The organism is Streptomyces sp. NPDC021749, from assembly GCF_040640655.1.
In the GTDB taxonomy this organism is placed as follows: domain Bacteria; phylum Actinomycetota; class Actinomycetes; order Streptomycetales; family Streptomycetaceae; genus Streptomyces.
Genome location: NZ_JBFACE010000089.1, coordinates 1 through 9,255 on the forward strand (window position 1 = coordinate 1; position 9,255 = coordinate 9,255).

At 71.9% G+C, this 9,255-nt stretch carries 8 protein-coding genes and 1 pseudogene; all 9 read left to right on the forward strand.

Annotated elements, in window-relative coordinates; all coding sequences use genetic code 11:
* Positions 1 to 95 (forward strand): annotated as a pseudogene (locus tag AB0G35_RS36990) (ABC transporter ATP-binding protein); the annotation flags it as partial.
* Positions 96 to 547: 452 nt separating this feature from the next.
* A complete protein-coding gene (gene hpnC, locus AB0G35_RS36995; protein WP_360959135.1) occupies positions 548 to 1,414 on the forward strand; it encodes a squalene synthase HpnC in 867 nt (288 codons plus the stop codon).
* Positions 1,415 to 1,422: 8 nt separating this feature from the next.
* Complete coding sequence (gene hpnD / locus AB0G35_RS37000) at positions 1,423 to 2,364, forward strand: presqualene diphosphate synthase HpnD (RefSeq protein WP_360959116.1); 942 nt, start codon at positions 1,423 to 1,425, stop codon at positions 2,362 to 2,364.
* Between the two features lie 100 nt (positions 2,365 to 2,464).
* Complete coding sequence (gene hpnE, locus AB0G35_RS37005) at positions 2,465 to 3,871, forward strand: hydroxysqualene dehydroxylase HpnE (protein ID WP_360959119.1); 1,407 nt, start codon at positions 2,465 to 2,467, stop codon at positions 3,869 to 3,871.
* A gap of 53 nt (positions 3,872 to 3,924) precedes the next feature.
* Positions 3,925 to 4,989: a polyprenyl synthetase family protein gene (locus tag AB0G35_RS37010; RefSeq protein WP_360959122.1), complete on the forward strand. Its 1,065-nt coding sequence runs from the start codon at positions 3,925 to 3,927 to the stop codon at positions 4,987 to 4,989.
* Between the two features lie 109 nt (positions 4,990 to 5,098).
* Complete coding sequence (shc, locus tag AB0G35_RS37015) at positions 5,099 to 7,117, forward strand: squalene--hopene cyclase (protein ID WP_360959125.1); 2,019 nt, start codon at positions 5,099 to 5,101, stop codon at positions 7,115 to 7,117.
* A complete protein-coding gene (locus AB0G35_RS37020; protein WP_360959127.1) occupies positions 7,117 to 7,785 on the forward strand; it encodes a 1-hydroxy-2-methyl-2-butenyl 4-diphosphate reductase in 669 nt (222 codons plus the stop codon). Before shc ends, AB0G35_RS37020 begins: the two co-directional genes overlap by 1 nt.
* A gap of 5 nt (positions 7,786 to 7,790) precedes the next feature.
* Positions 7,791 to 8,816, forward strand: coding sequence for an adenosyl-hopene transferase HpnH (gene hpnH / locus AB0G35_RS37025; protein ID WP_360959129.1), 1,026 nt, complete (start codon positions 7,791 to 7,793; stop codon positions 8,814 to 8,816).
* A 78-nt stretch (positions 8,817 to 8,894) separates the two neighbouring features.
* Positions 8,895 to 9,255 (forward strand): 1-deoxy-D-xylulose-5-phosphate synthase N-terminal domain-containing protein (locus AB0G35_RS37030; RefSeq protein ID WP_360959132.1); only part of this gene is annotated, 361 nt, incomplete at its 3' end.

Consider the following 9,255-nt stretch of genomic DNA (forward strand, 5'->3'; position numbering starts at 1 on the left):
GCGACCGGGTGCTGTGGCTGGAACGCGGCGAACTGCTGATGGACGGCCCCACCGACGAGGTCATCAAGGCCTACGAGAAGGAGACCGGCAAGTAGTTCCCCTGAACACCTGGAAGGCCCCCGCGGGTGCGCCCCGCGGGGGCCTTCGACGGTGAAGAGATGGTCAACTCCACGGACGACGAGAACAGTTCGTCCGCAGTGGTTGTCGACCGGATCGTTGCCCCGGGCTTCGGTACCCACTCGGACGCACGGGAGATGTACGGCGTAAGCTGTACGGGTGCCGAAAAGCACAAGTGGCACAAGTCGGGCAATACTCACCCAAGAGGGCGATGAGGGCTCGATCGGGGCGCGTCGTCGGCGGCGGCGTGTCCGAAATAGGATGTTTTAGCTTGGCGGTGTAGAACGGGAGACGTGACGGCAATGGCTACTGGTTCGCTCCGGCACCGAAATGCGCCGGGCAGCCCACGGTGAGCCGAGACAACGAGCGGGCGCGTCGCGCCTTCCTCCGAAGGGTGGCGGCGGGTGACGGGCGGGACCAGACGCGCACCGTGCTCGATCAGGCCGCACACGAGAACTTCCCGGTCGCGCCGTTCTTCCTGCCCCGCGCCTGGCGGGCCGATCTGATGGCCGTCTACGGCTTCGCCCGGCTCGTCGACGACATCGGCGACGGCGACCTCGCGCCCGGCGGCGGCGATGCCGTACTCCTCGGGCTCGACCGGGCACAGTTCGACGACCGGCCCGCGCTGCTCGACGCCCTGGAGGCGGACCTGGAGCGCGTCTTCAGCGACCGCGCACCCGGCCCCAAGCACCCTCTGATGCGCCGCCTCGGCCCGACCGTCCGCCGCTGCGAGCTGACCCCCGAACCGTTCCTCGGCCTGATCGAGGCCAACCGCCAGGACCAGCGGGTGAGCCGTTACGCCACCTACGACGACCTGGCCGCCTACTGTGCGCTGTCCGCCAACCCCGTCGGCCGGCTCGTCCTCGGCATCACCGGCACCGCCAGCCCCGAGCGCATCCGCCGCTCGGACGCCGTCTGCACCGCCCTGCAAATCGTCGAACACCTCCAGGACGTGGCCGAGGACCTGGGGCGCGACCGCATCTACCTCCCCGCCGAGGACATGAAACGCTTCGGCGTCTCGGAAGCCGATCTGGCCGCGCCGAGCGGGGGCGCATCGGTGCGCGCACTGATCGCCTACGAGGCGGAACGCGCCCGTGACCTGCTGAATGAAGGCACCGCGCTGGTGGGTAGCGTGCACGGCAGACTCAAGCTGCTGCTGGCCGGTTTCGTCGCCGGCGGACGTGCCGCACTCCAGGCGGTCGCGGCCGCCGAACACGACGTACTCCCTGGACCGCCCAGACCGACCAAGCTCAGCCTGCTGCGCGAGGTGGGGGCGACATTGCGAAGAGAGGGGTGAGTCGGACCGTGGAGGCAACCGCACACGCGTCCGCGCCGGTGCTCGCTGCATACCGCTACTGCGAAGCCATCACCGGGCAGCAGGCACGCAACTTCGCCTACGGCATCCGGCTGCTGCCGACCGACAAGCGCCATGCGATGTCGGCGCTCTACGCCTTCTCCCGCCGGGTCGACGACATCGGCGACGGCAATCTGGAGCCCGCCGCCAAGCAGCAGCGCCTGGAGGACACCCGGGAACTGCTGGCCCGTATCAAGGACGGCCGGCTCGACGAGGACGACACCGACCCGGTGGCCGTCGCCCTCGCCGACGCCGCCCGCCGCTTCCCCGTCCCGCTCGACGCGCTGGACGAGCTGATCGACGGCGTGCTGGCGGACGTGCGCGGCGAGAGCTACGAGACCTGGGACGAGCTGAAGGTCTACTGCCGCTGCGTCGCCGGCGCCATCGGCCGGCTCTCGCTCGGCGTGTTCGGCACCGTGCCCGGCGCACCGGACGCCGAGCGCGCCGCCGAGTACGCCGACACCCTCGGTCTCGCCCTCCAACTCACCAACATCCTCCGGGACGTTCGCGAGGACGCCGGCAACGGCCGGACCTACCTCCCCGCAGAGGACCTGGCCAAGTTCGGCTGCTCGGCAGGGTTCGCCCACCCCGTCCCGCCGCCCGGCTCCGACTTCACCGGCCTGGTCCACCACGAGGTGAACCGCGCCCGTGCGCTGTTCGCCGAGGGCTTCCGGCTGCTGCCGATGCTCGACCGGCGCAGCGGCGCCTGCGTGGCCGCGATGGCCGGCATCTACCACCGCCTGCTCACCCGGATCGCCGCCGACCCCGAGGCGGTGCTGCGCGGCCGGGTCTCGCTGCCCGGCTGGGAGAAGGCGTTCGTCGCGGTGCGCGGACTGTCCGGGCTCGACGCGCGGGCGATCGGCCGCCGGCAGGCCGTACGGAGGCGCGGATGACCGGCCGGGCCACGCACGACAGCGGTGACCCCGCGTCACTACGACGGGCAACCCTCCCCCGGACGGCTGCGTCCATGACCCACGTACGGGGGGAGCACTCATGACATCCACAGCCACCGCGGTGGTGGTCGGCGGCGGGCTGGCGGGCACCACCGCCGCGCTCGCGCTGGCCGACGCCGGGCTGCGGGTCACCCTCGTCGAGGGCCGCCCCCGGCTGGGCGGCCTGGTCTTCTCCTTCCGCCGCGACTCGGCCGCCGGCGAGCTGAGCGTCGACAACGGCCAGCACGTCTACCTGCGCTGCTGCACCGCGTACACCCGGATGCTGGACCGGCTCGGCGCGACCCACCTGGTGCCCCTCCAGAACCGCATGGACGTGCCCGTTCTCGACGCCGACCGCATGCGGCTCGGCCGGCTGCGGCGCACCGCCCTGCCGGTCCCGCTGCACCTCGCCGGCAGCCTCGCGGGCTATCCGCACCTGTCCCCGGCCGAGCGGGCCGGCGTGGTGCGCGCCACCCTCGCGCTCAAGGGCCTCGACCCGGCCGACCCGGTCCTGGACGGCGTCGACTTCGGCAGCTGGCTGCGCCGCCACGGCCAGTCGTCCCGGGCCGTCGAGGCGCTGTGGGACCTGGTCGGCATCGCCACCCTCAACGCCCGGGCCGGCGACGCCTCGATGGGCCTGGCCGCCAAGGTCTTCAAGACCGGGCTGCTGTCCGCCCCCGGCGCCGCCGACATCGGCTGGTCCCGGGTCCCGCTCGGTGACGTGCACGACGTCCTCGCCCGTACGGCACTGGAGAAGGCCGGGGTGCGGATCGCGCTGCGCACCCGCGCCGCGTCCCTCGCCCGGACCGACGGCCGCTGGCAGATCGCCGTGGAGAACGGCCCGCACGGCGGCGAACGGCTCACCGCGGACACCGTCGTCCTCGCCGTCCCCCAGCGCGAGACGCACGGGCTGCTGCCCGCCGGGGCGCTGGCCGACCGGGACCGGCTGCTGGACATCGGCACCGCCCCGATCCTCAACCTCCACGTCGTCTACGACCGCAAGGTCCTGCGCCGCCCCTTCTTCGCCGCGGTCGGCTCGCCCGTCCAGTGGGTCTTCGACCGCACCGACGCCTCCGGACTGACCAAGACGGCCGGGAACGAACGCTGCCAGTACCTGGCCGTGTCGCAGTCCGCCGCGCAGGAGGAGATCGACCAGCCGGTCGCCAAACTCCGCGCCCGCTACCTCCCCGAGCTGGAACGGCTGCTGCCGGCCGCCCGGGGCGCCCGGATCATCGACTTCTTCGTCACCCGCGAGCGCACCGCGACCTTCGCGCCCGCCCCGGGCGTCGGCAGGCTCCGCCCCGCCGCCCGCACCCAAGCCCCCGGCCTGTACCTGGCCGGTGCGTGGACCGCCACCGGGTGGCCCGCGACCATGGAAAGCGCTGTTCGCAGCGGCACTGCCGCCGCTCGCGAGGCACTCAACGAACTCGGCTTCCCCCAGGGCCAGTTGCCTCAGGAGGCGGCATGACTACGAGTACGAGCGCTCGCACGAGCACGAGCATCGGAAACAGAGGAGAAACCGTGAATCCGGCTTCCCCAGCTATCGACACCGAGAGCGTCACCGCGCTGCTGGAGCGCGGGCGGACACTCGCCACTCCCGTGCTGCGTGCTGCCGTGGGCCGGCTCGCCCCTCCCATGGACACCGTCGCCGCCTACCACTTCGGCTGGATCGACGCGACCGGCAAACCCGCGTCCGGCGACAGCGGCAAGGCCGTCCGGCCCGCGCTCGCCCTGCTGTCCGCCGAGGCCGCCGGCGCGGCCCCCGAGGTCGGCATCCCCGGCGCTGTCGCCGTCGAGCTGGTGCACAACTTCTCGCTGCTGCACGACGACCTGATGGACGGCGACGAACAGCGCCGGCACCGCGACACGGTCTGGAAGGTGCACGGCCCGGCGCAGGCCATCCTCGTCGGCGACGCGCTGTTCGCCCTCGCCAACGAAATACTGCTGGAGCTCGGCACGGTCGACGCCGGCCGCGCCACCCGCCGGCTGACCCTGGCCACCCGCAAGCTCATCGACGGCCAGGCCCAGGACATCTCCTACGAGCACCGCGAGCGGGTCACCGTCGAGGAGTGCCTGGAGATGGAGGGCAACAAGACCGGCGCGCTGCTGGCCTGCGCGGTCTCCATCGGCGCCGTCCTGGGTGGCGCCGACGACCGCACCGCCGACACCCTGGAGAAGTACGGCTACCACCTCGGCCTCGCCTTCCAGGCCGTCGACGACCTGCTGGGCATCTGGGGCGACCCGGACGCCACCGGCAAGCAGACCTGGAGCGACCTGCGGCAGCGCAAGAAGTCGCTGCCGGTCGTCGCCGCGCTGGCCGCCGGCGGCCCGGCCTCCGAGCGGCTGGCCGGGATCCTGGCCGAGGACGCCAAGAAGAGCGAGACCGAGATCGCCGACTTCACCGAGGAGGAGTTCGCCTCCCGGGCGGCCCTCATCGAGGAGGCCGGCGGCCGCGAGTGGACCTCCCAGGAGGCCCGCCGCCAGCACGCCACCGCCATCGCCGCGCTCGACGAGATCGACATGCCGGAGAAGGTCCGGGCCCAGCTCGTCGCGCTCGCCGACTTCGTCGTCGTACGAGAAAGATGACTCCTTACCGACGCCGAATAGATCGCAGTCGCCGGCCGGCGCCGTAGCCTGGCGCCGGCCGACGGAATCCCTGAGCACGCTTTGACAGTTCACTGCAGAAGGGGAAGCCATGACAGCGACGACCGACGGAAGTACCGGGGCGCTGCCGCCCCGGGCCCCTTCGGCCAGCGATGCCACCGCTGAGACGACCGCACCAGCCCGCAAGACCGCCACCGCCGTCGCCGAGGACACGGCCGAGGCCGCCCGCCGCGCGACCGCCCGCGCCACCGACTACCTCCTCTCCGTCCAGGACCCGGCCGGATGGTGGAAGGGCGACCTCGAAACCAACGTCACGATGGACGCCGAGGACCTGCTGCTCCGTCAGTTCCTGGGCATCTCGGACCCCGGAACCACCGAGGCCGCCGCCCGCTACCTCCGCGCCGAGCAGCGCACCGACGGCACCTGGGCCACCTTCCACGGCGGGCCCGGTGAACTCTCCACCACCATCGAGGCCTACGTCGCCCTCCGGCTCGCCGGGGACGCACCGGACGCCCCGCACATGGCGGCCGCGTCCGCCTGGATCCGCGAACAGGGCGGGGTCGCCGCCTCCCGGGTCTTCACCCGCATCTGGCTGGCCCTCTTCGGCTGGTGGAAGTGGGAGGACCTGCCCCAGCTCCCGCCGGAGCTCATCTTCTTCCCGAAGTGGTTCCCGCTCAACATCTACGACTTCGGGTGCTGGGCGCGGCAGACCATCGTGCCGCTGACCATCGTCTCCGCCAAACGCCCGGTCCGCCCGGCGCCGTTCGCCCTCGACGAGCTGCACACCGATCCCCGCCGCCCGAACCCGCCCCGCCCGCTGGCCCCCGCCACCAGCTGGGACGGCGTCTTCCAGCGCCTCGACAAGGCGCTGCGGGCCTACCACAAGGTCGCGCTGCGCAAGCTGCGCGGCGCCGCGATGCGCTCTGCGGCCCGCTGGATCGTCGAACGGCAGGAGAACGACGGCTGCTGGGGCGGCATCCAGCCGCCGGCCGTGTACTCGATCATCGCCCTGCACCTCCTCGGCTACGACCTCGACCACCCCGTGCTGCGCGAGGGACTGGCCTCCCTGGACCGGTTCGCGGTGTGGCGCGAGGACGGTTCGCGGATGATCGAGGCCTGCCAGTCCCCGGTCTGGGACACCTGCCTCGCCACCATCGCGCTCGCCGACGCCGGACTGCCCGCCGACCACCCGCAGCTGGTCAAGGCCGCCGACTGGATGCTCGCCGAGCAGATCGACCGGCCCGGCGACTGGAGCGTCAAGCGCCCCCAACTCCCGCCAGGCGGCTGGGCGTTCGAGTTCCACAACGACAACTACCCGGACATCGACGACACCGCGGAGGTGGTGCTCGCACTGCTCCGGGTCGAGCACCCCGACCCGCAGCGGGTGGCGGCCGCGGTGGACCGCGCGGTGCGCTGGAACTTCGGGATGCAGTCCCGGGGCGGCGGCTGGGGCGCCTTCGACGTCGACAACACCAGCCCGCTCCCCAACCGCCTGCCGTTCTGCGACTTCGGCGAGGTCATCGACCCGCCGTCGGCCGATGTCACCGCCCATGTCGTGGAGATGCTCGCCGAGGTCGGCCGCACGCACGACCCGCGCACCCGCCGCGGCATCGCCTGGCTGCTGGCCGAACAGGAGCCGGACGGCTCGTGGTTCGGACGCTGGGGCACCAACTACGTCTACGGCACCGGCTCGGTACTGCCCGCGCTCGCCGCGGCCGGCGTCCCCGCCTCCCACCCGGCCGTGCGCCGCGCCGTCGGCTGGCTGGAGCGGGTGCAGAACGACGACGGCGGCTGGGGCGAGGACCAGCGGTCGTACGCGGAGAAGGACGCCTGGGCCGGGCGCGGCCCCTCGACCGCCTCGCAGACCGCGTGGGCGCTGATGGCGCTGCTCGCGGCCGGTGAGCGGGACAGTGAGGCGGTGCGGCGCGGGGTGCGGTATCTCGCCGCGACCCAACGCGAGGACGGTTCCTGGGACGAGCCGTACTTCACCGGTACCGGCTTCCCCTGGGACTTCTCCATCAACTACCACCTCTACCGCCAGGTCTTCCCGCTGACCGCCCTGGGCCGCTACGTCAACGGCGGACCGGCCGGAGCGCCGGTGGGGGCCTGATGCCGAGACGGCCCCCCGCGAGCGCGGACCCCCCGCTGCTGGTCGCCTGTGCGCTCGGCATCGAGCGGTTCGCGCTGCGCGGGGGAGACCGGCGGGCGGCCCCCGGCAAGGACCGCCCCGAGCTCGTCGTGCTGCGTACCGGGATGGGCCCCCAGGCGGCCGAACGCGCCCTTTCCGATGCGTTGCGTGACGGCTCGGGCACGGCAGGTTCACCCGTCGTCGCCAGCGGCTTCTGCGCCGGCCTCGCCCCCGGGATGCGCCCGGGGGACGTGGTCGTCGCCGAGGCCACCCGGGACCACCGCCCGGGCCTGCCGGACGTGCCCTGCCGCGACAACGGGCCGCTGCTCGCCGCCCTGCGGCAGCGCGGCCTGACCGTGCACCGCGGACTGCTGCGCGGCTCCGACCACGTCGTACGCGGCGCGGAACGGGCCGAGCTGCACGCCTCCGGCGCGATCGCGGTGGACATGGAGTCCGCCGCCACGCTCCGCACGGCACAGCGGGCCGGCGCCCGTCCGGTTGCGGCCGTCCGGGTGGTCGTGGACGCTCCAGAACATGAACTCGTCCGCATCGGCACGGTGCGCGGGGGAATATCGGCCTTCCGCGTGCTGCGCAGTGTGCTTCCTGTTTTCTACGAATGGCACCGTTCTTTGCTGCTCCCCAGGAGGTGAGCCAGATGGCCATGCCGCTCCGTCAGTCCATCCGGGTCGGGACCTATCTTTTTGAACAGAAGATGATCCGGCGGCGCGAGAAATTCCCCCTCATCGTCGAGCTGGAACCGCTCTTCGCGTGCAACCTGAAGTGTGAGGGCTGCGGGAAGATCCAGCATCCGGCCGGGGTGCTCAAGCAGCGAATGCCGGTGGCGCAGGCGGTCGGCGCGGTCCTGGAGTCCGGTGCCCCGATGGTTTCCATCGCCGGCGGAGAGCCCCTGATGCACCCGCAGATCGACGAGATCGTACGGCAGTTGGTGGCCAAGCGGAAATACGTCTTCCTGTGCACCAACGCCATGTTGCTCCGCAAGAAGATGGACCAGTTCACCCCCTCGCCCTATTTCGCGTTCGCGGTGCACATCGACGGAATGCGCGAGCGGCACGACGAATCCGTCGCCAAGGAAGGCGTGTTCGACGAGGCGGTCGCGGCGATCAAGGAAGCCAAGCGGCGCGGATTCCGGGTCACCACCAATTCCACCTTCTTCAACACCGACACCCCGCAGACCGTCATCGAGGTCCTCAACTTCCTCAACGACGACCTCAAGGTCGACGAGATGATGCTGTCGCCCGCGTACGCCTACGAGAAGGCCCCCGACCAGGAGCACTTCCTCGGTGTCGAGCAGACCCGCGAGCTGTTCCGCAAGGCGTTCGCCGGCGGCAACCGGCGGCGCTGGCGGCTCAACCACAGCCCGCTCTTCCTGGACTTCCTGGAGGGCAAGGCGGACTTCCCGTGCACGGCCTGGGCGATCCCCAACTACTCGCTGTTCGGCTGGCAGCGCCCCTGCTACCTGATGAGTGACGGCTATGTGCCGACGTATCGGGAACTCATCGAGGAGACGGACTGGGACAAATACGGCCGCGGCAAGGACCCGCGCTGCGCCAACTGCATGGCGCACTGCGGCTACGAACCCACCGCCGTCCTCGCCACCATGGGGTCCCTCAAGGAATCCCTCAGAGCGGCCAAGGAGACCGTCGCCGGAAACCGCGGCTGACCCGTCGCGTCCGGGGAGCCCGCCACCACGGCGGGCTCCCCGCGCCACGGCCGCCGAACCACCCGAGGGGGACCGAACATGACGATGCTGGAACACATCAGCGGACCGCGTGACCTCAAGGCGCTCCCCGCCGACCGCCTGCCCCGACTCGCCGAAGAGATCCGGCACTTCCTCGTCCACGCGGTGGCCCGCACCGGTGGCCACCTGGGCCCCAACCTGGGCGTGGTCGAGCTGACCATGGCCCTGCACCGGGTCTTCGACTCACCCGCCGACCGCATCCTGTGGGACACCGGCCACCAGTCGTACGTCCACAAGCTGCTCACCGGCCGTCAGGACTTCTCCAAGCTGCGTGCCAAGGGCGGCCTGTCGGGCTACCCGTCGCGGGCGGAGTCGGCGCACGACGTCATCGAGAACAGCCACGCCTCCACGGTCCTGGGCT